The 25,915-nt window shown below is 36.6% G+C and carries 23 protein-coding genes; 4 read left to right on the top strand and 19 right to left on the bottom strand.

What is annotated here, in order from left to right:
* Positions 1 to 13: 13 nt before the first annotated feature.
* Positions 14 to 922, top strand: a complete 909-nt coding sequence (locus tag C1631_RS17655) for a DUF3078 domain-containing protein (RefSeq protein ID WP_103247532.1) — start codon at positions 14 to 16, stop codon at positions 920 to 922.
* 61 nt (positions 923 to 983) lie between these two features.
* Here the strand turns inward: C1631_RS17655 and sufD are convergent, their stop codons facing one another.
* The 5 genes from sufD to C1631_RS17630 all read right to left on the bottom strand — a co-directional run bounded on the left by sufD (position 984) and on the right by C1631_RS17630 (position 5,587).
* The gene (gene sufD, locus C1631_RS17650) at positions 984 to 2,291 is read right to left on the bottom strand and encodes a Fe-S cluster assembly protein SufD (RefSeq protein ID WP_103247535.1); all 1,308 of its coding nucleotides are present in this window, start codon (positions 2,289 to 2,291) and stop codon (positions 984 to 986) included.
* A 168-nt stretch (positions 2,292 to 2,459) separates the two neighbouring features.
* Positions 2,460 to 3,203 (bottom strand): Fe-S cluster assembly ATPase SufC, encoded by a 744-nt coding sequence (gene sufC / locus C1631_RS17645; protein WP_103247531.1) that lies wholly within the window; start codon positions 3,201 to 3,203, stop codon positions 2,460 to 2,462.
* An 18-nt stretch (positions 3,204 to 3,221) separates the two neighbouring features.
* Positions 3,222 to 3,728 (bottom strand): GNAT family N-acetyltransferase, encoded by a 507-nt coding sequence (locus C1631_RS17640; protein WP_103247530.1) that lies wholly within the window; start codon positions 3,726 to 3,728, stop codon positions 3,222 to 3,224.
* Positions 3,729 to 3,733: 5 nt separating this feature from the next.
* Complete coding sequence (gene sufB / locus C1631_RS17635; protein ID WP_103247529.1) at positions 3,734 to 5,182, bottom strand: Fe-S cluster assembly protein SufB; 1,449 nt, start codon at positions 5,180 to 5,182, stop codon at positions 3,734 to 3,736.
* A gap of 75 nt (positions 5,183 to 5,257) precedes the next feature.
* Entirely contained in the window at positions 5,258 to 5,587 is a 330-nt protein-coding gene (locus tag C1631_RS17630; protein WP_027372006.1) for a HesB/IscA family protein, read from the bottom strand.
* Positions 5,588 to 5,801: 214 nt separating this feature from the next.
* Between C1631_RS17630 and C1631_RS17625 the strand changes: the two genes are divergently transcribed.
* Together C1631_RS17625 and C1631_RS17620 are read left to right on the top strand one after the other, a co-directional pair.
* Positions 5,802 to 6,722 (top strand): GLPGLI family protein, encoded by a 921-nt coding sequence (locus C1631_RS17625; protein ID WP_109713580.1) that lies wholly within the window; start codon positions 5,802 to 5,804, stop codon positions 6,720 to 6,722.
* Between the two features lie 13 nt (positions 6,723 to 6,735).
* Entirely contained in the window at positions 6,736 to 7,590 is an 855-nt protein-coding gene (locus tag C1631_RS17620) for a GLPGLI family protein (RefSeq protein WP_109713578.1), read from the top strand.
* Positions 7,591 to 7,688: 98 nt separating this feature from the next.
* Here the strand turns inward: C1631_RS17620 and ypfJ are convergent, their stop codons facing one another.
* The 13 genes from ypfJ to C1631_RS17555 all read right to left on the bottom strand — a co-directional run bounded on the left by ypfJ (position 7,689) and on the right by C1631_RS17555 (position 23,793).
* Positions 7,689 to 8,549: a KPN_02809 family neutral zinc metallopeptidase gene (ypfJ, locus tag C1631_RS17615; protein WP_109713576.1), complete on the bottom strand. Its 861-nt coding sequence runs from the start codon at positions 8,547 to 8,549 to the stop codon at positions 7,689 to 7,691.
* Between the two features lie 192 nt (positions 8,550 to 8,741).
* Positions 8,742 to 10,820 (bottom strand): LTA synthase family protein, encoded by a 2,079-nt coding sequence (locus tag C1631_RS17610; RefSeq protein ID WP_109713574.1) that lies wholly within the window; start codon positions 10,818 to 10,820, stop codon positions 8,742 to 8,744.
* Between the two features lie 222 nt (positions 10,821 to 11,042).
* Entirely contained in the window at positions 11,043 to 11,561 is a 519-nt protein-coding gene (gene ribH, locus C1631_RS17605) for a 6,7-dimethyl-8-ribityllumazine synthase (protein ID WP_103247524.1), read from the bottom strand.
* Positions 11,562 to 11,564: 3 nt separating this feature from the next.
* A complete protein-coding gene (locus tag C1631_RS17600) occupies positions 11,565 to 12,272 on the bottom strand; it encodes a YfgM family protein (RefSeq protein WP_103247523.1) in 708 nt (235 codons plus the stop codon).
* 157 nt (positions 12,273 to 12,429) lie between these two features.
* On the bottom strand, positions 12,430 to 12,966 hold the full coding sequence (locus tag C1631_RS17595) for an adenine phosphoribosyltransferase (RefSeq protein ID WP_103247522.1): 537 nt from the start codon (positions 12,964 to 12,966) through the stop codon (positions 12,430 to 12,432).
* Positions 12,967 to 14,175, bottom strand: a complete 1,209-nt coding sequence (locus tag C1631_RS17590; protein WP_103247521.1) for a hypothetical protein — start codon at positions 14,173 to 14,175, stop codon at positions 12,967 to 12,969. It lies immediately after the preceding gene.
* Between the two features lie 51 nt (positions 14,176 to 14,226).
* The gene (locus C1631_RS17585) at positions 14,227 to 15,243 is read right to left on the bottom strand and encodes a hypothetical protein (RefSeq protein WP_109713572.1); all 1,017 of its coding nucleotides are present in this window, start codon (positions 15,241 to 15,243) and stop codon (positions 14,227 to 14,229) included.
* A 143-nt stretch (positions 15,244 to 15,386) separates the two neighbouring features.
* Positions 15,387 to 16,718, bottom strand: coding sequence for a quinol:cytochrome C oxidoreductase (locus C1631_RS17580; RefSeq protein ID WP_103247875.1), 1,332 nt, complete (start codon positions 16,716 to 16,718; stop codon positions 15,387 to 15,389).
* An 8-nt stretch (positions 16,719 to 16,726) separates the two neighbouring features.
* Complete coding sequence (locus C1631_RS17575) at positions 16,727 to 17,422, bottom strand: c-type cytochrome (RefSeq protein WP_103247874.1); 696 nt, start codon at positions 17,420 to 17,422, stop codon at positions 16,727 to 16,729.
* Complete coding sequence (locus C1631_RS17570) at positions 17,415 to 17,936, bottom strand: DUF3341 domain-containing protein (protein WP_047376185.1); 522 nt, start codon at positions 17,934 to 17,936, stop codon at positions 17,415 to 17,417. Before C1631_RS17570 ends, C1631_RS17575 begins: the two co-directional genes overlap by 8 nt.
* The gene (gene nrfD / locus C1631_RS17565) at positions 17,923 to 19,320 is read right to left on the bottom strand and encodes an NrfD/PsrC family molybdoenzyme membrane anchor subunit (protein WP_062651516.1); all 1,398 of its coding nucleotides are present in this window, start codon (positions 19,318 to 19,320) and stop codon (positions 17,923 to 17,925) included. The genes C1631_RS17570 and nrfD overlap by 14 nt, the downstream gene beginning before the upstream one ends.
* A 25-nt stretch (positions 19,321 to 19,345) precedes the next feature.
* Entirely contained in the window at positions 19,346 to 22,411 is a 3,066-nt protein-coding gene (locus tag C1631_RS17560) for a TAT-variant-translocated molybdopterin oxidoreductase (RefSeq protein WP_103247873.1), read from the bottom strand.
* Between the two features lie 23 nt (positions 22,412 to 22,434).
* On the bottom strand, positions 22,435 to 23,793 hold the full coding sequence (locus tag C1631_RS17555; protein WP_103247872.1) for a c-type cytochrome: 1,359 nt from the start codon (positions 23,791 to 23,793) through the stop codon (positions 22,435 to 22,437).
* 181 nt (positions 23,794 to 23,974) lie between these two features.
* Between C1631_RS17555 and C1631_RS17550 the strand changes: the two genes are divergently transcribed.
* Entirely contained in the window at positions 23,975 to 24,532 is a 558-nt protein-coding gene (locus C1631_RS17550) for an SPOR domain-containing protein (RefSeq protein ID WP_103247871.1), read from the top strand.
* A 53-nt stretch (positions 24,533 to 24,585) separates the two neighbouring features.
* On the opposite strand, the gene C1631_RS17545 is transcribed toward C1631_RS17550, so the two are convergent.
* A complete protein-coding gene (locus C1631_RS17545; RefSeq protein WP_228441323.1) occupies positions 24,586 to 25,863 on the bottom strand; it encodes a DUF6080 domain-containing protein in 1,278 nt (425 codons plus the stop codon).
* Positions 25,864 to 25,915: the final 52 nt, after the last annotated feature.

Raw genomic sequence — 25,915 nt, 5'->3', positions numbered from 1 at the left:
AAATCGTTAAATTATGAAAAAACTTTTATTGATCGCCTCCATTTCTATTGGGGCTATGGCAACAGCTCAGGAAGCTAAAACTGATACTGTTAAAGCTTGGTCTATTCAGGGACAAAATACTTTAATGCTTAATCAGGCTGCCTTTTCCAATTGGGTAGGTGGGGGAGCCAATAACGTAGGATGGCTTGCCGGTGTAAATTATAATCTTACGTATGAAAAAGGGAAGGATCTTTGGGAGAATATTATTATACTCGGTTATGGGCAGAATAATACTCAAGGAACAGGAGTAAGAAAAACTCAGGATGTCATCAATCTTTCCACCAACTATGGTAGAGAATTTGCCAAGCATTGGTATTTATCAGCTGGTGCCGGATTACAGTCTCAATTTGCTCCCGGATACGAAGATGGAAATAATCCTGATGCCAAAAAAATCTCCAATTTTATGGCTCCCGGATATCTGAATCTTGGTGCGGGGGTTACTTACAGACCGAATGATAATCTAACGGTAACTTTACGTCCGGCCAATGCAAGATGGACATTTGTTTTGGATAAAGATTTGCAAAAAGCAGGAACCTATGGTCTTAAGAATGATGGTGATTCTTCATTATTTCAGTTCGGTTTTCTGGGAACGGCAATGTATAAGATTAAAATTATGGAGAATATTAATCTGACCAACACCGCTTCCGTATTTTCAAATTACCTTGATCACCCGGACAGGCTGGTCCTTGCGTATGGAGCAATTCTCAATATGAAAATCAATAAGTATATCTCATCCAATATCACCCTTGATCTTTTATATGATCATAATCAAATCTGGAAAACCCAGTTGAAACAGACATTAGGGGTTGGATTTGCCTATAATATTGACAACGGAAAGAAACGTTCGGATAATAAAGATAACCAGGGTTGGTTAAAAAAATAAATCATTATAAAAAAAGCACTTCACAAACGGAAGTGCTTTTTTATTATCAAATATATAAGTCTTAAAATTCTATATCGACTTCTAATTTCTCAGCCAGCAGCTTTGAAATTTTTTGTTTTAATGGCTCAATGTCAATATTCTGCATGGCATCATTGGCAAAAGCATATAAAAGTAGTGCCTGAGCTTCTTTTTTAGAAATACCCCTCGCTCTCAGGTAGAACAGAGCATCTTCGTTTAGCTGTCCTACGGTACAACCGTGAGAACACTTCACATCATCTGCAAAGATCTCTAACTGAGGTTTGGTGTCAATACTGGCTCCTTCACTTAATAAAACGTTATTGTTCTGCTGGTAAGCATTCGTTTTCTGAGCGATTTTATCAACAAAAACTTTTCCGTTGAAAACACCGTGTGCATTACCGTCAAAAATACCTTTGTAGTTTTGGTAACTTTCACAGTTAGGGAAGTTGTGGTGAACTGCCGTATGGTGGTCTACCAGCTGATCTTTCCCGATAATAGTGATTCCGTTCATAAATGAATTGATGTTTGATCCATTATGAATAAAATCGAGGTTGTTTCTTACCAGTTTACCTCCGAAAGAAAAAGTATTTACAGTTGTTAAGCTGTCTTTTTCCTGTTTCGCAAAGGTATGATCAACAAGGTAAGAAGTATTGTTGTCGTTCTGAAGTTTATGCCAGTCTGCTTTTGCATTCGGGTAAGTGAAAATCTCCGTCACAGAGTTTGTCAATACATACGTGCTGTCAAAATTATGATGACTCTCAATAACCTCTACTTTTGCTCCTTCTTCTACGATTAATAAATTTCTTGTATTGTAGAATGTATTTTCTTCCTGGTTCTGTGAGATGTAGAAAACATGGATTGGCTTTTCAATCACTACATTTTTAGGAACTTTCAGGAAGAACCCATATTTGCAGTATGCAAGGTTAAGGTTGGTGAAAGCTAAATCTTTAGAAGCAATTGTATTGAAGTATTTTTCAAATACTTCTTTATGTTTCTCATCATTCAACGCATAGTTAAATGAAAGGAATTCTACATTTTCAATAGAAACTTTTGAAAGCTCTTTGTGAAGTTTACCGTTAACAAAAACGATCCAATCAAAATTTTCTTCTCCTAAATGCAGCTCGTCAAACTGTTCTCTGGTGATGTTGTGGTTTTCTTTCGGCAAAAAGTTATAGCTCTTTTCCGTGATCTCCTTCAGATTGGTATATTTATATTCTTCGTCTTTCTTTGTCGGAAAACCAATGTTTTCAAATCTTTGAAGGGCTGCTTTTCTTTCATCATCCAGAAATCTGTGACGAAGAGCCTCCAAAAATTCATTGTGGTTTTCTATAATTTGTTCTTTTAATGCCATTACTGGTATGTCTGTGGTTTGCACCATTTTTTCTTTTTATTTGAACTAAAATATTGTCATTCCGAGGAACAGGGAATCCAATTTTTATAATTAAAGATTCTTCATTTTGCTACTTCATTCAGAATGACAGCGAAAATTTTTTAAGCCCTGAAATAATTGATTTTCTTCTTAGTTAAGAAGCCAGTCGTATCCTTTTTCTTCAAGTTCCAATGCCAAAGATTTATCACCGGTTTTGATGATTTTTCCATCAGCTAAAACATGAACGAAGTCAGGCTGAATATAGTTAAGCAATCTCTGATAGTGGGTGATCAGAAGAACTGCATTTCCTTCATTTTTAAAATGATTTACCCCATCCGCAACGATTCTTAATGCATCAATATCCAATCCTGAATCTGTTTCATCAAGAATAGCTAATTTGGGATTAAGCATCATCATCTGGAAGATCTCATTTCTTTTCTTTTCACCTCCGGAGAATCCTTCGTTTAATGATCTTGAAAGGAAATCTTTTTTAATTCCCAGTTTTTCAGATTTTTCACGAATTAATGCAAGCATTTCTTTTGCAGGCATTTCTCCCAATCCGTTTGCTTTTCTTGTTTCGTTTAAAGCAGCTTTAATAAAGTTGGTTACAGAAACTCCCGGGATTTCCACCGGATACTGGAAAGAAAGGAAAATTCCTTTGTGAGCTCTGTCTTCAGGTGCGTCTTCGATGATGTCTTCTCCTTCGAAAAGAATCTCTCCGCCAGTCACTTCGTAATCTTCTTTTCCTGCAATTACAGAAGAAAGAGTAGATTTACCAGCTCCGTTTGGCCCCATGATAGCGTGAACTTCACCAGGCTTTATTTCAAGATTAATACCTTTTAATATTTCTGCGCCATCTTCAATTTTGGCGTGAAGGTTTTTAATTTCTAACATTTTATTTGCTTAAACAAATTATTTTTGAATTCTATATACTAAACTTTCAGGTTGATCAGGGACATCATTAAGTGTACCGAATTGTATCATACCTGCCTTTTCCAAAACTTTTACAGAAGCTATATTGCTGGGGCGGACAACGGCGAATATCTCTTCTTTGTTGTCTTCATTAAACCCAAAATCTATAGCTTTCTTTGTGAATTCTGTGGCATATCCTTTCCCCCATGCCTGGGAAGCAAAACGATAGCCCAAATTCAATTTTTCTTTTTCTCCGTAGAGTTTATAGCTCAGTCCTCCAAAACCTATTATATTTTCCGGGTTGTCTTTTTCAACAATTACCCAGCTTCCAAAATTATATGTTTCCCAATGATCAAGCATTCTGGCAAATGTGCTTTCTGCTTTTTCAAAACTCATCGGTCCACCTGGATTATGAATATTGGTTTGGGGATCATGATTAATTTCAAAGAACCTATCAAAATCCTTATTCTCCGGTTTTCTTAAAATTAATCTTTCTGTAGCTATCATATCTTTTATCCTACTGATCCTTCTAATGAAATTTCCAGTAGTTTTTGTGCTTCGATCGCAAATTCCATCGGAAGCTTATTTAAAACTTCTTTGCTGAAACCATTCACGATCAGAGCAATTGCTCTTTCTGTATCAATACCTCTCTGATTACAGTAGAAAATCTGATCTTCTCCGATTTTTGAAGTCGTTGCCTCGTGTTCCAACTGAGCCGTAGGGTCTTTGATTTCAATATAAGGGAAGGTATGAGCTCCACATTCGTTACCCATCAATAAAGAATCACATTGTGAAAAGTTTCTGGCTCCTTTTGCTGAAGGCATTACTTTTACCTGACCTCTGTATGAGTTTTGAGACTTTCCTGCAGAGATACCTTTGGAAATGATTGTTGACCTGGTGTTTTTTCCAATGTGAATCATTTTTGTTCCTGTATCTGCATATTGGTGATTGTTGGTTACCGCGATAGAGTAGAACTCTCCTATTGAACCGTCACCTTTCAAAATACAAGACGGATATTTCCATGTTACTGCGGAACCTGTTTCCACCTGCGTCCATGAGATTTTTGCATTTCTTTCGCAAAGCCCTCTTTTCGTTACAAAGTTGAATACTCCTCCTTTACCTTCTTCATTACCAGGATACCAGTTCTGTACTGTTGAATATTTAATTTCAGCATTGTCTAATGCGATCAATTCTACTACTGCAGCGTGAAGTTGGTTCTCATCTCTTGATGGTGCTGTACATCCTTCAAGGTAAGAAACATAACTTCCTTCATCGGCAATCACAAGAGTTCTTTCAAACTGACCTGTTCCTGCCTGGTTGATACGGAAATAAGTAGAAAGCTCCATTGGACATTTTACCCCTTTAGGAATATAACAGAAACTTCCGTCAGAAAATACTGCGGAATTTAATGCTGAATAAAAATTATCTCCTCTTGGAACTACTTTTCCAAGATATTTTCTTACCAAATCAGGGTGATTTTTAATAGCCTCGGAAATAGAACAGAAAATAATTCCTTTTTCTGCCAAAGTATCCTGGAAAGTGGTTTTCACAGAAACTGAGTCTATTACGATATCTACAGCAACTCCTGAAAGTCTTTTTTGCTCCTCGATATTAATCCCTAGCTTTTCAAAAGTTTTTAATAATTCCGGGTCTACCTGATCAAGGCTTTCCAGTTCAGGTTTTGCCTTTGGAGCTGCGTAATAACGGATTGCTTGAAAATCTGGTTTTTCATATTTGATATTAGCCCAGGTAGGCTCTACCATTTTTAGCCAGATTTTGAAAGATTCCAGACGCCATTCAGTCATCCATTCAGGCTCTTCCTTTTTGGCAGAGATTGCACGGATGATATCCTCATTTAATCCAATTGGGAAGTCTTCGTAATCAATCTTCGTTTCCCAACCGAATTCATATTTTTTATTTTCTAGATCGACTCTTAAATCGTCCTCAGTGTATTTACTCATTATAATTTTTTAGATTTCAGATTGTAGATGTCAGAACAGAGTTTTGTCTGATATCTAGTATCTTATGTCTTTTCTCTAAAGACTAAATGATTCTCCACATCCACATGTTCTGGATGCGTTCGGGTTGTTGAAAACAAACCCTTTTCCGTTCAATCCTCCTGAATACTCAAGAGTTGTTCCTGCTAAGTAAAGGATGGATTTTTTATCTATAATAATTTTGATGTTATTATCTTCAAAAATCTGATCTGTGTCTGTTTTTTGGTTGTCAAACTTTAAAACATACTCTAAACCAGAGCATCCTCCGCTTTTTACCCCCACTCTTATATAATCTTCAGCAGGGTTAAAGCCGTCTTCAGTCATCAACTGAATGGCTTTTTCCTTTGCATAGTCTGATACTTTTATCATTGTATTTATTTAGAATGATTTAATGATGCAAAAATACGAACTAATTTCCGCAATCTCAAATCGAAGATATCTATTTTAATGATTCTGATCTTAATAGACTATTTTTTTAACATACAAATGTTAATGTTTATATAATTTTTTCCTTCATTCATGGGGTGGAAGTGTTTTTGATTTAACCTTGAAACGGCTTTTTGATCTATAAAGAAAATTAGCAATGAGTCAAAACCTACTCAGCTTTTTTGTGTTGCTTTTTGTAACCTTTTACCATGGGCAAACCAACAGATATATTTATGAAACTTCCGTAAATCCGGATTCTGTTAGCCTAGTAGGGATGAAAACAGAAAGAACTTTCCTTGATATTAAAGGAGACAGATCACTGTTTATCAGTGAACATCAATTGATAAAGGACTCTCTTTTTGCTTCCGCTAAGCCGGAATTTAAAGTCACTCATAGGAAAGAAGAAAAAGATTTGGCCGGGCTGACAGCAAAGAAGAATGTAGAGCCTACTTTTTTTAACTATTTTATCACAAAAAATATTTCTGAAAAGAAAATGTATTATTATGAACGTATTGCCGGTAAACAAATTTATTATCTGGAAGACAGACCTTTAAAATGGGAAATTAGTAATACGTATGAAAAGCAGAACGGATATTCTACCCAGAAAGCGGTTGTTTATTTTGGGGGAAGGACTTGGACAGCCTGGTTTACAAAGGATATTCCAGTCAATGATGGGCCGTATAAATTTTCAGGATTACCGGGTTTAATTGTGAAACTGGAAGATGATAAAGGAGACTATAAGTTTGATCTTGTTACAAAAATGGTTCTCTATAATGCGTTTGAAGAGCCTATAAGTACTGATGCGAAGCAAAGTACAAGAATTAATTTCCATGGGGACAAAGCAGCTCTTGACCTGGAGTTTAATAAGAGAAGAAAAACAATGGCAGAAAGTGGGGAAGTTGAAAATATGAATTTTGAAAGAGGTGGAAGACATGGAGGAGGAATGAGAGGAGATGGTCATTCAGGGAATGTCATGCATCATGGAATGGAAAGAAAGGGATTTTCTTCTCCGAATAACTCTGCAGGAAGTTTTTTACTGTGGTCTACAACAAATGAAAACCCAATCGAATTAAAATAAAAGAAAAAAATAAATGAAAAAATTAGGAATTATAGCTCTGACGCTTTTCATACAGGCCTTCTATGCACAAGCTAACCGGTTTGTGTATCAGGTGACGATGAAGCCGGATGCCGAAAATAAAGGGGATGTAAAAACAGAAAATGCATATCTGGATATTTCTTCGGAAAAGTCTGTTTTTTACTCTGAAAACAGAATCAAAAGAGATTCTATTATGCAGAAAGCTTTTCAGGGAGGTGGAGGAAGAGCAAGTATCAACAGAGACCAGATGGAAGGATTAAGATCCAATATCAATTATTCTGTAGAAAAAGATAAGACCAACCAGAAAACATATTTTAAAGACAGAATCGGACGTGATATCTATTCTTATGAAGAAGACAGACCTTTGAACTGGAAAATTTCTTCCGAAACAAGAAAGATAGGAGAGTATAAGGTACAGAAGGCAGAAACAGATTTTGGAGGCAGAAAATGGACGGCCTGGTTTACGACAGACCTTCCGTATCAGGACGGACCTTATAAATTTGGGGGACTTCCGGGTTTGATTGTAAAAGTAGAAGATGATAAAGGAGATTATTCTTTTGATTTGATGAAAAACTATAAAATTGCTGAACTCCCTGTATTAAACCAGTTTGGAAATACTTTGAAAGTAAAAAGAGCAGATTTTATGAAACAACAACAAAAGTTTAAGACTGATCCTATGTCATTTATGAATCAAGGTGGCGGACAAGGAGGATTTTCTACAACCAGAATAATGGGTGGTGGAAGAGGCCCCGGTGGTGGAAATCAAAATCCGGCCGATATGAAAAAAAGAATGGAAGAAAGAGTAAAGGAAGAAGCTAAGAAAAATTCTAACCCAATCGAATTGCAATAAACAAAAAATGCGACCTCAAAACGAGGTCGCATTTTATATAAGGTTGACTATCTAAACCTGTTAGGCTTTTAGTGAATGTTTTAAAAATATGTCAGAGATTATTTCAAGAGTTGGTTGAAAGTATCACCTTGTCTGATATCTCCGGTATTATATCCCTTCATAAACCACTCTTTACGCTGTGCAGATGATCCATGCGTAAAGCTTTCCTGATTGACATATCCCTGAGATCTCTTCTGAATATTATCATCTCCCACCGCCTGTGCTGCATCTATAGCCGATTGAATGTCTCCCGGTTCAATAATTTTCTTAGAATCATCTGTTCTTTTAGCCCAAACTCCGGCATAAAAATCAGCCTGAAGCTCTGTTGCAACAGATACCCGGTTCATTTCAGCTTCAGAATATCTTCCACTTCTTCTTAAGGCATCTACTTTTTGAGTGGTGCCTAGAAGGGTTTGTATGTGATGCCCCATCTCATGAGCAAGAACATAAGCAACAGTAAATTCTGTTACCTGTGCACCGAATCTTTGCTGAAGTTCATTAAAGAAGCTCATATCCATATAGATCTTTTGATCAGCAGGGCAGTAGAATGGTCCCATAGCAGCCTGAGCAGTACCACATCCTGAATTTGTAGTGCTTTCAAAAAGGACAATCTCGGGGTCTGAGTAATTCATCCCGTTTTCCTTAAAGATCTGACTCCATGTTTGAGTATTCCAGGCAGCCATCATTTTCACCATTTCACCAATCTTCTTGTCCTGTACAGAGAGTTCTCTTCTTTCTCCTGTATCTACAGTGGATTGCATACTACCGGAATTCAGAATGCCGGAAGGGTCACCTCCCAGAAAGAATACAATTGCAGCTATAATTAAAGTTCCAAGTCCTCCTCCTACAATCATACCACCTCCTCCTCCGGAACCACGGCGGTCGTCAACGTTTCCGCCTCTGTCGTCTGTCCATCTCATATCAATGTTTTTTTGTGACGTAAATTTATAAAATTAAAGTGTATAACAATTGATTAAATTTCTGAATTTCTGTTGATCGGTTATTCAACTTTTCAATTATAATTTTTATCAACTCTGATAAGTTTTGAGTGACCACGGGTAAAAAAATAAGAGGATATTGGAATCCTCTTATTTAAATTTATACATTTTGAACTACCTGTTCAGTTGTTTTGTTTTCAGCCAGTATGAGGTTGACTGATACGCTGAAATGGCATCATCTACCAGCTTTTGATCTGTACTTTTTAATAACTTTTCGTTGTAATATAATTTAAATTCAGGTGCTAAATCACTTTTCTCAAGTTCTAAAGAATATTGTTTTGCCTTCTTTACAGGGGAAATAATGGTTAAACGATCGTCTTTTACAAATCCAAGATCCTGATAAGTAGCGATATAAGCTTTGGGCTGAAATTCTTTTGTAAAGACGTCCTGCCCTAAGAATTTTGACTGATAACTGAAATTAAGCAATCCGAAAAGGGTTGGCATGACATCAATCTGAGACATCAGTTTATCAAACTTTTGAGGCTGAATAAATCCTTCAGAAAAAATCATCGCAGGAATTCTGTATTTATCCATAGGAAGCTCTGTTTTTCCTGCACTGGAGGCACAATGGTCTGCAATAATAACAAAAACGGTATTTTTATACCACTCCTGCTTTTTAGCCATATCAAAGAAGAGCTTCAGGGAATAGTCTGTATACTTTACCCCTCCTTCACGGGATTTTGATGTTCCGGGGATATCAATTCTTCCATCAGGATAAGTAAATGGTCTATGGTTAGAAACGGTCATCCAGTGATTAAAGAATGGCTTTCCTGATTTTGCTTCCGCATTCATTACCTGAATTGCTTTTCTGGCCATATCTTCGTCAGCAACTCCCCAAACATTGGCAAAAGTAATTTCTTCAGGCTTAAAGTTATTTCTGTCAACAATTCCATAGCCATTTCCTCCAAAGAAGTCCTGCATATTGTCAAAATAGCTGTATCCACCATATAGAAATTTAACATCGTAGCCTTTAGATTTAAAAACACTTCCCGTGGTGAATTTATTTTTGTTGTCGTTTCTTTTTATAATACTTTCTCCGGCAGTAGGAGGGATACAAAGGGTTAAAGCTTCTAAACCGCGTACCGTTCTGTTTCCTGTAGCATACAGGTTAGTGAGCATCAAAGATTTATTAGCCAGACTATCCAGGAACGGAGTGATTTTTTGAGTATTTCCATAATGTTCCATAAAATCAGCCGAAAGACTTTCAATAGAAATTAAAACAACGTTTTTCTTTACTTCAGGTTGTTCGGCCACAATATTTCTGGACAATGTCTGTTGTGGGTATTGGCTCAGGAAATTCTTTTCAGCCTGCTGTTGATTGATCTGTGAGTAAAACTGGAAATAATCAAGTTCATTATGAGTGAAAGCCCAGTAGAACTTAGGAAGTCCGTTGGCTTCAATTTCGTCGGCAAAAACATTGTCGGATTTAAGCTGCATTAGCGACGGGATGGCTAGTGAGCTTAAAGCGCAAAGAACTATAAAGGTACCTAGTAAAACCATCTTTTGCTTAAAATCAGGTAACTCCAGTAGCTCATCTTTTGTCTTTTTATAGATAAACCACGTGATGGCCAGGGTAACAATCATTATTCCTGAGAATAGAGGAACAACAGGATAGCTTTCCATTATATTTCCTATGACCTCGTTGGTGTAGATCAGATAATCTACGGCAATAAAGTTATAACGTACTCCAAATTCATTGTAGAAAAAATATTCGCTGACTCCATTAAAGATGATGACAAGAACATATAAGAGTAGTGTGATAAAATATAAAACATTACGGATTTTTATTCTTTGCGTAGGTAAAAAGAGCATTAATCCAAAGAAAAAAGTTTTAATTCCTACAAATGCAAGCGCTATTTCTGTAACTGAACCTCCGTATTGTTTGAAGATATTATTAGGAATCAGCCATATATACAGGAAGAATAACACCAAAGCCCCGAATATAATATAACCATAAGGTTTTTTATATTTCGAATTGGAAAGAAACAAAAAATAAAGGGCAAGGATGGTACTGGCCAGTACAAAAACGAAAATGTCATTAACAAGGCCTACCAGTAATACTTTTATGACTTCGAAAAATTCGAAGCTAGCGGTGGTAATGGGGTGAAAAAAGAATACTGTTCTTATTATCAATGAAATAAGAAGATAAAAGATTCCCAGATACAGGAAAGGTTTTATTTTTTTTAGAAACATGTATGAACTGTCTATATTAGTTTACACAAAGATAGTTTTTGTGTACAAATTTTAACATATAAAAAGCAAAACATCCTGTTTATTAGTAAGAAATTATAAATTTTTGGATTGTAAAAGTTGAGCAGTTCGTTTTGATATTGTGATTTTGAATGGCTATAAAAAAATAAAAGACTGCCTCATCGTAGAGACAGCCCCGGTGTATTGTTAAAATCTGATCAAAAATTAAGAATGGCCGAAACCGATGTTCCCTTTTTTGTCAGATAATTTTTTTTTAAAATCAATCATTCTTAAAGCTGTTACAGCCGCTTCTACACCTTTGTTTCCAAGATCTCCGCCGCTTCTTGCAATAGATTGTTCTTTAGTGTCATCCGTCAATACGCAGAAGATCGTAGGGGTATCGGTCATGATATTACAATCTTTGATTCCTTGTGCTACTGCTGAGCATACATAGTCAAAATGAGGTGTTTCCCCACGGATGACACACCCGATAGAAATTACCGCATCAAATTTTCTTTCTTTGCAAAGCTGCATACTTGCATAGCTTAATTCAAAAGCTCCCGGAACCGGAAAAAGTTTAATATTTTCAGATTTTACTCCTTCTTTTTCAAGAATTTCCAGAGCTGCATCACGAAGATTGTATGTTACAAAATCATTCCACTCAGAAAAAACAATGCCGATAGAAAAATCTTCGGCATTGGTTATATGAAGTGGCTTGTAATCGGAAAGATTAACTGTTGCCATTTTTTAATAATATTTAGTCATTTCAATATAAGAGTCAGACATTCCGTTGTCGTAGTCCTGATATTTCTCGTCAATTGTTGCAAAGTATTTTTTAGCCTCTGCATTCTTCTTTAATCCTAATGCTACAATACCTGCTTTTCTTGTGAAAAAGTATTTAGTATAAGGGTCATCAGAAGCATTTGTAGCTTTATCCAGTAAAGTCAAAGCCTCATCATTTTTATTAAGTCCTGATTTAGCATCTGCCATAGCTCCGTATTTCATCGCTACCAACGTTTTGTTATCAGAAGAAAACTTATCTAAAAGGTCATAAGCTTCCTGGAATTTTCCTTCTTTAAACTTCAATAAACCAGCGTTATAAGCTGAAAGCTGACCAACACTTGTTGCTGAATAATCGTTATATGTACCAACAAAACCAGGGTTTGCAGCAGATTTACCTCCTAAAGCTTCTTTATCTTTTCCTTGTCCAAGGTTTTTCTGAGCAGCAAGGAAACTTTTTACAGCTTCGGCATTTTTAGGAGCAACTACAAATTGCTTATATCCGAAGAATCCTAAAACTCCTAACACTAAAACTCCAAATGCAATACCTAAAGGCTTTGAATATTTTTCAAGAAATCTTTCAGTATTTAAAGCCTCTCTGTCAAGGTCTTTAAAAAACTCAACCGTTTCTTTACCTTCTTGCTCGTTTTGAGCGTTCTTTCCCAATTTTGCCATAAGTTTTTAAAAATTGAATTGCAAATTTAATTGTTTCTGAATGATTTACAAAATACTTTTAGAGCATTGTTCTGTAAATCTTATGATTTATTAAATATAAATATGAAAAATGCCTCGAAAACACAGTTCCCGAGGCATTATTTTTTATTTGTACAGACTAATATTCTAAGATATGGTAAACTTCCGCACCGAATTTTTTCAGTCTTTCCTCTCCATGCAATCCTTTCAGGCCAATTAAGAAACTAAATTGAGAAACGACAGCACCTTGTTTTTCTACAAGTTTGGCTGCTGCTTCCGTAGTTCCTCCGGTTGCCAGAAGATCATCATGAATCAAAATTCTTTGTCCTTTTTTAATCTGCCCTTCACGGGTCTCAATGATAGCGCTTCCATATTCCAGATCATAGCTTTCCGAAATGATAGGAGGAGGAAGCTTTCCTGCTTTTCTGATCAGGATGAAAGGAACTTCTAAAGCAACTGCAATAGCAATTCCAAAAAGATATCCACGGCTTTCTATTCCACAGACTGCATCTACTTTACCTTTGCTGTTGGCAGCAAGGTCTGCTATTACGTCTTCGTAAAGCTTAGGGTCTAAAAAAATAGGTGAAATATCCTTAAATTGTATTCCGGGAATCGGAAAATCAGGGATGTTCTCAATTGTTTCTTCCAGTTTTTTGATCAGTTCTGCTGAAGCCATTTATGGGTTTATTTTATAGCTGGAAATTTTCCAGTCTCCGTTTACATTTTTAAGTCCAAAAGTCACTTTCAAAGAAGTTGTCTTTCCTGTCTTGTCTGTCACATCATAGGTTGCATTTACGCTGGCTCCATTTGCATTGCTGGCGCTTGTTGTAATGTTCTTTACACTTACATTTTTTACAGCTCCAAAACCAGAGTTAGGGTTCGAGAAAGACTCATAGCTTCCCCAGTTAGGATTGTTGGATGTTTCATAAGCCGCCTTTAGATTTTGAGAGCTTACGCTATTCAAAAACTTACTTACTGTATTTTTTGGGTCAGTAGCCGGCTGTTTTGGTGCAGCAGGTGTTGAAGGTGTTGTCGTTGCTCCCGGCTCTGTAGTGGTGGCAGGTGTTGTAACAGATGGATTGTTTGGATCTACCACTGCACTTGGCTGTTGTGATACAGCTGTACTATCCGTTTTTGGAATTACAGGAACTTTAAGAGCTGCAGCATTTACATCAAGACCGATTTTTGACATTTTGAAAGTTTTAGCTGTTGTCTTTACAGAAACTGTAATGTCAATTTTATTATCGACCACTTTTGAAGCAGGAATTGACGAAAATTTCAGGTTGAATCCTTTGAAGTTGTTGTCTTGCATCAGGTTTTTAGCCGTAGAAAGTCTTACGCCATTGCTGAAAACTTCTAAGGTCGCTTCAAGGCCTGCTCCTGTAAATGATACCGGATTTCCTGCGGCATCTACAAGTCTTGGAATAATCTGAATGGCCGTCGGTGCACCACTTCCATCATCTCCCGTAGGTTGTGTAATAATGCTTATTGATCCCGCTTTTACATCATTAGGATCACTTTCTTTAGCTTTATCATCCCCGAAGATATTCATTTCTCCAAGTGATGGGGGAGCGGTACTGGCCCATTCAATTCCATTTTTCTGAGCAACTTCGTCAGCCAGGCTAAGGATCTCAGGAACTTTTTTCCCATTGATCAGCTTTCCAAGGGCTTTTAGCTCGTTTATATCACCATCAGCTTCTACGCCAAATGTTTTAAGGATGTAAAGAGCCTCATTAAACTTAATCTGCTTAATGGTTGACAGGCTGGAAGTCATATCGTTGATACTTGACTGCAGCGTTTTAGTATTCGTAGCATCTACATGATCCTTCTTACATGCTGTGAAAAGCAGAAGAGTGAAAACAAGTAGAAAAGAAAACTTTTTCATTTTTATTTGGTTTGTTGCAAATTTACTAAAACCTTTATTAATAGTAGATTTTTATTTTTTGTTTTGTTTTTCCTGCAAATTGCCCTTGAAGAAACTGCTAAAGATGGTCTGCATATTAGGGAATGAAGGTTCTTTCCAATAAGGTGTTTTGTAGTTACTAGTATCTTTATCAAACTTTACCTTTTCAGTATCATTGTCATTATTGAAACTAAATTCTGTAGGGTAAAAATTAGTATACACCGTTATCTGATTATAATTGGATTCGCTTTTATGCTTAAGTTTTACAAAAATAAGCTCATTATATTCCAGAAAATCCTTCAATGTTTTTTCTGATCCTTTTTCAAAGGACATGTTTAGTATGTTTTTTATATCATAAAATCGATATCCAAAGAATGAAAATTCTTTTTCCTTAAGGATACCGTCCGTGACTTCGATCTGATCTTTTCGGTCTCCTTTTAATTCTTTAATAAGATTTCTTTTCGTTTTATATTCTTCCGGATTTCCCACATTTTTAAGCTTTGGTATTTGGAGGGAGTTGCCATAATCCCAAGATGAAGTCTCTTTTTTCTCATTTTTAGGTTCTGCAATTCTAAAAACTCTGTATTGTTCGACATTGGTGCTTTTCAGTCTTTTGGTTTTATTATCAAAAATATAGGTGACAATTCCGTCAGCGTAACTATTCACTTTATTGTTTACGGTGACGTAAGCATTGAAATTTCCTTTAATAAAAATATACTTCGCGGGTTTGCTATTTTTGATGATTATGGTTTCAATTTCCTTCACTTGATCATTGAGCTTAATGACTGGTTGATCAAAGTCGGAATATGATAATGTGGCAACCGGAAAATTATTATACACCAGCTGGAAATTTTCCTGTACCGGAGATATTGCCTGTTTGTCAATCTTTCCATCAATATCAGAATAGGCCAGTATATTACCATCTTTTCCAAATACTGAAACTCTTGGAAGAGGCTGATTGGTTTTTTCGGAAACAAACGTGATGGTTTGAGCCTGAATACAGCTGAATAAAAATATAAATAATGAGTAAAGGACAAATTTTGTTTTCATAATTAGAATTTGTTTTTGTGAGTGCCCTCATTATAGAGCCGCATAAAACACAGAATAGTTGCCTGCTGACTGACTGATACGCATAAAAAAAGACTGATCGTTTTAACAATCAGTCTTTTATCATTTTATTTTGTTACAAGTCCTTAGAAAGGATACTCATAAATTTCAGATTCGTGTAAGAATGGGTTTCCTGTAGGAATCAACTTCAGTTTAGATAAAGCGGAAAGTACAGTAAACATAAATAATCCGATTACGAATAATAAAGCTCCCAAGATCAGGATGAATACTTCCGGAGTGTTCCAGTAAGGTCCTACCGTTCCCGGCATTACCATATTGAAATAATCCAAAATGTGTCCTAAGATAACCACTACTGCCATTGTTGTAACAACTTTGTAGTTTCTCTTGATGCTGCTACTTACTAATACCAATAAAGGTAATAAGAAGTTGACGATCAACATTGGTAAGAATGTAGTCCCATAGTGTTGGAATCTTCCAAAGAAGTAGTTAACCTCTTCCGGAACGTTTGCATACCAATAAAGCATGAACTGAGCGAACCATGTATATGTCCAAAGCATACTTGTAGCGAAAAGGAAAACTCCTAAATCGTGTAAGTGATTATCATTGAACTGAGGAAGGAATCCGTTTTTCTTAAGATATACACTTAGTAAAATGATGACAGCAATACCACTTGAAAGGCAGCTAACCATTGAATACCAGATATACATTGTAGAGTACCAGTGAGGGTCAATAGACATCAACCAATCCCAAGCCCAAGCTGCAGAAGCAAATCCGAAGAATGCGATATATCCTACTGCCCATCTGTAAAGGAATTGATATTCTACTTTTGATTTTGTCTCGTCTACTTTTTTAGACTGAGCTTTCAGTTTCCAAGCGAAGAAAGAAGCACCCAATACATAGATGAACGTTCTGATTGCATAGAAAGGAATATTCAGGAATCTTTTCTTTTCGAATAAGATCACGTCAAAATGAGCAGAGTTAGGATCTGTCAAATCCGGATCCATCCAGTGGAAAAGGTGTCCTTGGTGGAAGATATTTAAAAGCATTAAGATGATCAAAATAGCTCCTCCGTATGGAATATAAGAAGCAATAGCTTCCATTACTCTTGTAATAATAATTGGCCAACCTGCATGTGCAGCGTGTTGAATACAATAGAAGAATAAAACAGCGCAACTTACTCCGAAGAAAAATACAGCTACAAAATGTATTGCCGCTAAAGGCTGATTGTGGATCTGCAGAGTAGCGTGCTCAAGGTGAGCAGCATGATCTTGAGGTCCTATCATTTCACTTGAGTGCGTAGGTGCATTATGACCGGAAGCATGAACAGCTTCCATCATTTGTTCAATCTTCTCAGTAGAAATTCCTTTGTTCATAAAGAAACCAATACCAAATAGCACTAAACCTGCAACAAGAAGTATTAAAGAAGTTGATTTTAATTTTGGTGAAAAACTATACATTTCTTTTCTTATTTTTTAGTTTCAGTAGTAGTTTCAGGTTTTGCTTCAGTTGTAGCCGCCGCCGCTGGTGCTGCTGCTCCTTTTTTGAAAGCACTCATTACATACATTGCAACTCTCCATCTGTCTCCAGCGTTTAGTTGCCCTGCATAAGATCCCATCGCATTTCTACCGTTTGTTAATACATAATGAACAGATCCTACAGTAATTTCTCTATCAGCATAGTTTGGCACTCCGGAGAATGCTCCACTTTGTACGATAGGTCCCTGTCCATCACCTCCTGTTCCGTGACATGCAGCACAAGTGTGATCAAACAATACTTTACCTCTTTCAAGATCCTTAGCTGCATTAGCTGGGTTTAGAGGAGATACTGTAAGTTTTTTAGAAGCATCATACCCAGCGTTGTACTCGTCAACATTCTTAGGTAATAAACTTTCTTCAAAAACACCGTCTTTATTCTGAGGAACCGATCCTTCTACTGGAGAAAGACCTGTTGCACCATTATTTTTAACAAAAGCAGGAATTTCATTTTCATGATCTGAATAAGCGTCCTGAGCTTTCATCAATGGATCATAAGCTACCGGAAAATACATATCCGGGAAATATACCAACGGAGTATTCTCCTTTGGTCCGCAAGAGTTAAGTAAAACTGTTGTTAAACCTAAAACTGCTGTAATTTTTAATACATTCTTTTTCATTTTAAGCATCTTTAACAGTTATTTCTTCAACTCCAGTTTCAATAAGCAACTGTTTTACAGATTCTACATCTTCAGTTACAAATTCCATCATGAATTTATCATCAGTAGTTCTCGGATCCGGGTTCTGAGCTGGAGCTCCTGGATACATTTTGTTTCTAACCAAGAAAGTTAAAGACATCATGTGAGCTGCACAGAATACCATTAATTCGAACATTGGAACTACGAATGCCGGCATATTGTGTGCCCAGTCAAAAGCTGGTTTACCACCAATATTCTGTGGCCAGTCATGGTTCATTACATACCAGGTAACCGTAGCACCAATAGTAACACCATAAAGAGCATATAAGAATGCGGCATCAGAAATTCTTGTTTTCTTTAACCCTAAAGCTTTGTCTAGTCCGTGAACCGGAAACGGAGTATAAACCTCGTTTATTGCGATTCCTTTATCGTTGAATGCTTTAACGCCGTTCATTAAATCGTCGTCGTCAGCATAAAGTCCGTATACAATTTTAGTGGTGCTCATCTCCTTCTTTTGCTTTATAAGTTTCACCTGAGATTTTCAAAATCGATTTTAATTCAGCCTGTGCAATTACAGGGAATGTTCTTGCATATAATAAGAATAATACAGAGAAGAATCCGATAGTTCCTAAGTATACACCCACATCAATGATCGTTGGCTTAAACATGGTCCATGATCCTGGTAAGTAGTCTCTTGAAAGGTTGATAACGATGATATCAAAACGCTCAAACCACATACCGATGTTGATAATCAATGCAACAATAAATGTCCAGATAATGTTCGTTCTTGCTCTTTTGAACCAGAATGAAGCAGGAACCACAAGGTTACAGATGATCAATGACCAGAATGCCCACCAGTAAGGTCCTACAGCAGCACCCGGAGAAAGATATGTGAAATCTTCAAATCTGGATCCTGAGTACCATCCGATGAAATATTCAGTTGCATAAGCTACAGTTACCATACCACCTGTAAGAACGATTACGATGTTCATAATTTCGATATGATACATTGTGATGTATTCTTCTAAGTGACATACTTTTCTAGCGATTAACAATAGTGTTTGTACCATTGCAAATCCTGAGAAGATTGCTCCTGCAACGAAGTAAGGAGGATAGATCGTAGAGTGCCATCCTTTAATTACTGAAGTTGCGAAGTCAAAAGATACGGTAGTGTGTACTGAGAATACAAGCGGAGTTGCTAAACCTGCAAGAACCAAAGAAAGTTCTTCGAATCTTTGCCAGTGTTTTGCTTTACCACCCCAACCGAATGCTAAGAATGTATAAATTTTCTTCGTCCAAGGAGTTTTAGCTCTATCTCTGATCATTGCAAAGTCAGGGATTAGTCCCATAAACCAGAATACAGTTGATACTGAGAAATACGTAGAGATTGCAAATACGTCCCAAAGTAGAGGAGAGTTGAAGTTCCCCCAAAGAGAACCGAATTGGTTTGGTAAAGGGAATACCCAGTATCCAACCCAAACTCTACCCATGTGAATTACAGGGAAGATTGCCGCCTGTACAACCGCAAAGATCGTCATCGCCTCTGCTGATCTGTTTACAGACATTCTCCATCTCTGTCTAAATAATAATAATACTGCTGAGATTAGGGTCCCGGCGTGACCGATACCTACCCACCATACGAAGTTGGTAATATCCCAACCCCAGTTAATAGTTCTGTTAAGCCCCCATGCTCCAATACCTGTCCCGATAGTGTAAGCGATACAGCCGAATCCATAGAGGAATAGAACTAGTGCAGCATATAATGAGATCCACCATAATTTACCTGCTCTTTCTTCGATAGGTCGTGCAATATCTTCTGTGATATCGTGATAAGTTTTGTGACCAATAATTAGAGGTTCCCTTATCGGAGCTTCGTAATGTCCTGACATTTTTTACCTATTTATTATTTAAACTTTATTTTTCTACTCTGTTTCTTACTTTAGTGTGATAGAACACGTTTGGTTTTGTTCCGATCTCCTCTAGTAAATAATATCTTCTGTTGCTAGAATACAATTCTCTAACTTCAGACTCTTTATCATTCATGTCCCCGAAAGTCATTGCTCCAGTAGAACAAGCAGCAGCACAAGCACAAGAGTTTTTGAACTCAGCATCTGTTACTTTTCTGTTGTCTCTCTTCGCTGCCAAAATAGTAGCCTGAGTTTCTTGGATACACATTGAACATTTCTCCATTACCCCTCTAGTTCTTACAACTACATCAGGGTTAAGTACCATTCTTCCTAAATCGTTGTTCATGTTGAAGTCGAACTTATCGTTTAGGTTATACGTAAACCAGTTGAAACGTCTTACTTTGTACGGACAGTTGTTTGCACAATATCTTGTACCGATACATCTGTTGTAAGCCATATGGTTTTGACCTTGCTTACCATGTGAAGTAGCCGCTACAGGACATACAGTTTCACAAGGAGCGTGGTTACAGTGCTGACACATTACTGGTTGGAAGATTACATCCGGGTTGTCCGCAGGGTGGTTTAATGCACCTCCGTCTCCGAAAGCAGTACCATACAATTCAGGTACAGCCATTCCTTCTTTCAATCCTTCGTATACTTCTACTTTCTGTCTTGAAGAATAGTAACGGTCAATTCTTAACCAATACATATCTCTGGACATTCTTACCTCTTCTTTACCTACTACAGGAACGTTGTTTTCAGCCTGACAAGCAATTACACAAGCTCCACAACCTGTACAAGAGTTCAGGTCAATAGATAAGTTGAAGTGAGGACCATCTGTATCATCAAAAGCATCCCATAAATCGATTTTTCTCGCTGGAAGTGCTCCACTGATTGTGTGGTACTCCAAAGGCTTGTTCCATCCTTTGTGTTCGTCATCGAAAGGTACGTTGATAAATTCTGCTAAAGGAACTTCCTTCGCAATTTCGTAACGACCCATTAAAGTATTCTGAAGCTGGATACCTGCAAATTCGTGGTCTTCTCCTGTTTTCTCGATTTTAACACCTGAAAGAACAAGGTTAGAACCATCAAATAAAGGATAAGCATTTACTCCTGTATCAGCAGTAGCTCCTGAGTTCTTTTTACCATAACCAAGAGCAAGACCTACAGATCCTTCTGCCTGACCAGGTTGAATAAATACAGGAACATCTTTTATTGTTACTCCGTTTACAGTAAGGTTTACAATAGAACCATCTAATTGCATTCTTGCGTTAAGATCGTTGTCTATTGCAAATTTCTCTGCATCTTTAGGAGAAATTGTTAAGTAGTTATCCCAAGACATTCTTGTCAATGGATCTGGTAATTCCTGCAACCAAGGATTGTTTGCCTGTGTACCATCTCCCATCGAAGTCTTAGTATATAGCACTAATTCTAATTCTGAAGGTTTGAAGTTTCCTAATTCAGCAACGGCCTGTGCAGCATTTCCACCTGCATAAGATAATGTTGTTGAATTGGTAGATGCATTGATACCATTATATAATGCTTTGTTGAAAGATGTACCTCCTAAAATAGAAGCTGAATTAGCTTTTAAATAATCGTAGTAATTATTAGCAGCATTATTCTTTCCATTCTTCCATACCAATAGAGACTCTTCAATCTGTCTTGACTTGTAGATCTTCTGGATCGTAGGCTGCATCAATGAATATACTCCAGTCTGTGGTTCGATATCTCCCCAAGACTCCAGCCAGTTGGCAACAGGAATTACAGCTTTCGCTGCTTTGTACATTTCATTTTTCTTATCAGCTACAGCAACTACATAAGGAACTTTAGATAAAGATTTTTTGAAATCTTCTCCTTTAGGGTGAGAGTAGATAGGGTCTACATTGTTAGTAATTAATACACCAACTTGTCCACCGTTTACCCATCCTAAGAATTCCTGATATCTTGCACCGTTAAACTCTTTTAAGAAGTTTGCTTTACCTGTGAAAGCAACGGATGCTAATTTTTGATTGATTAAGTGAGCTAAAACCTGTGCTCCTTTGGAACCGTCAGCTAAAACAACAGCTTTGCTGCCTTTTGCTTTCAATTCGTTAGCAATTTCAGTAGCTGTCTTATCAGAAGTACCACCACCTACGATTGCGTTATAAACTTCAACTAATGTTTTGTTTACTGCACTTGGTTTTAATCTGTATCTTGAGTCAGCGTTAGCTCCAGTCAATGACATGTTAGACTCCACCTGAATGTGTCTCAACATGTTTGGACCTGGCTTTCTCGCTGCTGCATAAGATGTTTCTAAGCTTGAAGCATTATAATCTCCTAAGAAATCAGCCTGGAAAGAAACCACCAATTCAGAACCTTTAAGGTCATAGATTGGTAATGCTCTTTGTCCGAATACTTCCTGAGCTGCATCTAGCGCTGCTGAATAAGGGAAAGCATCATAAGTTACTAATTCTGCTGTAGGATATTTAGCTTTAAATTCAGCAAATAACTTTTTGAAAGTTGGTGAAGCAAAAGAGTGTGACAAAAGCACAATCTTTTTACCTGACGCTTTAGCTTCGTCTAAACCTTTAAGAACAAAACTGTCTACTTTATCGAAAGTTTCATCCTTACCATCCAGCTTAGGCTGCTTCACTTTATCATTATCATAAAGAGAAAGTACACTTGCCTGAGCTCTTGCGTTAGTTTTACCTAAATCACCAGCAACTGGGTTCGGATCAATTTTGATAGGTCTTCCTTCACGGGTTTTTACTAAAACGCTAGCGAAATCAAAACCATCAAAATAAGTTGAAGCGTAATAATTAGGAACCCCCGGGATAATATCATGTGGTTTTACCACATAAGGAATTGTCTTGATTACGGGAGCTTCGCAGGCAGCTAATGTTACTGCTGCTGTTGAGAATCCTAGTAATTTCAGGAAATCTCTTCTTGAAGTACTTGATCCGTTTTGCTCAGCATCTCCAAGGAAATCTTCTACCGGAATTTCTTCCTGAAACTCTTTTTGAGCCAGCTTATTATTTAAAGCCGGATCTTTAAGTTCATGAATACTTCTGAATTGTATTTTGTTTGAAGCCATTTATACTTCTAATTTTTTAGTTATTAATAATGACATTTACCACACTCAAGACCTCCAATTGCAGCTACAGTGATCTTACCTCCATCCTGAGGATATTGTTTTTTCAACTTGTCATGTAGATTTTTGAAGTACTCTTTATTATAACCGTTGTTCATATCAACCTCAGTAGTTCTGTGACATTCGATACACCATCCCATGGTAAAGTCGTTAGCCATTTGAACAACATTCATTGTATCAATTTTTCCGTGACAAGCTTTACATACAACATCAATTTTGTTGTTTGGATTCTTTTTGTTGAAAGAATTGATGATTGCTTGTTCACCAGCAACTACGTGTTGAGAGTGATTGAAGTAAACGAAATCCGGCATGTTGTGGATTCTTGTCCATTCAACCGGTTGTGTTTTTCCTGTGTACTGTTGTTTTGCAGGATCCCAACCTGTTGCAGCGTAGATCTTCTGGATTTCTCCATCATAGAAAGCCTTGTCTTTTCCTGGTTCCATGTAGTGATCTGCGTTGTATTCAGAGATTGTTCTGTGACAGTTCATACAAACGTTCATAGAAGGGATCTCAGATACTTTTCCGTATTTAGCACTAGAGTGACATAATTGACAATCAATTTTTTGTTCTCCGGCGTGGATTTTGTGTGAGAAGTAGATAGGTTGTTCAGGTTTGTACCCTTTGTAAACCCCGATCCACATTAACCAGTTCCATACTCCGTAAGCAGCTAAAATAGCAAGAATAGCTATTACCGCTTTACCTACATAATGGAACTTCTCATACATTTCCTTGAATGAGCGAACTCTTGTTTCATTAAGACCTGCTAATTCTTCAGACTGACCTAGTTTTACCAGTTGTCTTAATTTAAGTAAGATCCAAACTAATAAACCTGCGATCGCTAAAAGAGAAATGATGACAATGTTTGTAGTAGTTTTGTCTGCTGGTGCTGCCGCAGTAGCGTCAGTTGCAGTTTTGGCTTCCGTTTTTTTCTCTTCCGGAGCCGGAGGATTAGTAGTGAAAGCTAAAATGTCATCAATATCCTTCTCTGTAAGATTAGGAAACTGCAACATTTCAGTTTTATTATACTTTTCAAAAATTTCATTGGCGTATTTATCCCCAGAAGCTCTTAAAGCTTTATTGTCTTTGATCCACTTGTGAAGCCAATCTTTGTCTACACCACCTTCTGTCTTTACACGTTCTACGACCCCCTTTAATGGTGGTCCAATCACCTGTTTGTCCAGCGCGTGACATGCAGTACAATTCGCTTTGAAAAGTTTCTCTCCGTTTTTAGGATCGCCGTCTTGCCCGTAAAATGAAGCACTGGTTGATAGCAATAAGCCTATTGCGATCAACGTTTTTTTATAATGCTTTCTCCAACTAATCATTTAAATTATCTTATGTTAGTAAAATATTGAACATATCAATCCCGCAAAAATAATATTTTTAACAGAAATTTAACGGCAAAGGGAAAGGGGAAAATATCATTTACGTTTAATTTGTATTGATTCTAAATAACTGGTTTGGTATAGTTTTTTAATTTGTATAAATTTGCGGAAACAAGTTTAAATGAGAAATTTGATCAAAATATTTTCGATATTATCATTATTTGGTTTTTATAGTATTGAAGCACAGCAGGTTGTTAAAAAAGATACCCTTTCGGGAACGGAGCTTGTCATTACGATGGATTCCAAAATAAGTGCAGCTTTGGAAGGTGTCGAAGGGAAATGTTCTAAAGTAGTCAACAATAATCCATCTCGGGATTATGGAAATAATGATAGTGGAATTTCTACAGGAGGGATTGTAAAACCTCCCAAAATCTATGTGCCGAATAGGGAACTTACCAATGCCGAAATTTGTAAGAAAAATCCGAGAATTTTAGGATATAAAATTCAGATTACAACGGTAAAAAGTAATGAAGAAGCCAATGAAGTGAAATCATATTTCAGAAAAAGATTCCCGAATCTTAAGGTAGAAACGGATGCATCTTTAAGACCTAATTATAAAATTTTAGCGGGAAGTTATTTCACAAAACAAAGTGCTGCCGCTGATCTTTCGAAAATCAGAGAATACTTTAAATCTTCAGTTGCCGTGCAATACAGAATTTTTTGCGCAGAAGCAAAATAAGATTAACTGATCTAATGAATATAAAAAAGAGCTGAGAATTTTCTCAGCTCTTTTTATTTATAATAATTTTCCAGAAACCAGAAGAATTCTGACATTCTGAACCAGTTGTTGGCGAGGAGATAGATGAATAGTACACTTATTGTCACTGTTAAAAAGGATAAGATTTTAGGTGATGATCCATAAGCATATAATAGCCATCCTATAAGTAATGGATACACGAAAACAAAATGCCCCCCATAAATGTAAGAGGTGTGTAATCCGAATCTCATAACACAATGGATAATGATGTCAATGAAAAAAGAAAGCATAACAATCTGTACCCATTTATTTTTGAAATTTTTAATATAACTCCAACTTATCAGGATTAAAATGGTACCGACAAATATATAAGGAAATATAGATGTGTACAGGTCCATATATAAGGCCTTGAAATTAAATCCTTTCATATTGTGTTTGTCTGAGATGATAAAGCTTGGAAATAAAATATTACCCCCAAAAAAGAAAGAAAGGATCATGTCCCAGGTTGGCATAGATTCTACATTGGAAAACTTTTCATACTGTTGATTGGTTTTGGAAAAGATGGCTTGATATTTAAAATCAATTCTGTTTAAATAAAGTAATACATAGCAGATGACAGCAATTATTACCCTTACAGCAGCGCTTCCGATTTTTTTCCAGTTTTTAAAAAGATTTTTTTCAAAAAGCAGTGGTATGAAAACTTTGACAAAGTTGGTTATGGTAAGTCCTCCAATGGTAATCCCTGCCAGTGACAATGCTAGGGCCGATGTTTTTTCTTCTTTTTTTAGTTGTATTGCTGCATAGTGATTGTACAATGATAACAAGAATAGAGTATATGTGAAGTTTTCAGGAGTAAAAGACAATATAATATTGGTTGAAAACATGCCGAAAAAAAGGACAAGCAATAGACTCAGTGGGAGAGGGAGATTAATGATATTCTTAAGATATTTAAAAACCTGTAGGATGTTGAGACTAATAATGATATTACTTAGCCAGGCTAATGTCAGTCTGAAGCCGGCGTCCATTTTTCCACCAGAAATAAATAAAGCAAATTCTCTTACCCAATTAAAGAAATAATAGGATAAAGGATGTCGTTCGAAACTTCCTCCGGTCATTAAAATAGATTTGTTGTCAAAACTGAAATAAGCATCCCATGGAATTCTATTATCAAAAATGATTCTATAATGGATAGCAATGTAGGATCCCAGAACTCCATAGCAGGTAATGAAAAATAAGAAAACAGCCAGCTCTGTAAAGGAAGATGGGAAAACCAGCTTTAAAAAATTAATGAATTTTGTTTTGATAAAATACACAGGTCATATTTTTTGCAAAAGTAAAATAAAAACCACCAAATCTGGTGGTTTT

Origin of the sequence: Chryseobacterium phosphatilyticum (genome assembly GCF_002899825.2) — a bacterium.
Classification (GTDB): Bacteria; Bacteroidota; Bacteroidia; order Flavobacteriales; family Weeksellaceae; genus Chryseobacterium; species Chryseobacterium phosphatilyticum.
The sequence above is the reverse complement of the archived record's forward strand: the minus strand, read 5'-3'. Positions and strand labels throughout refer to the sequence as shown.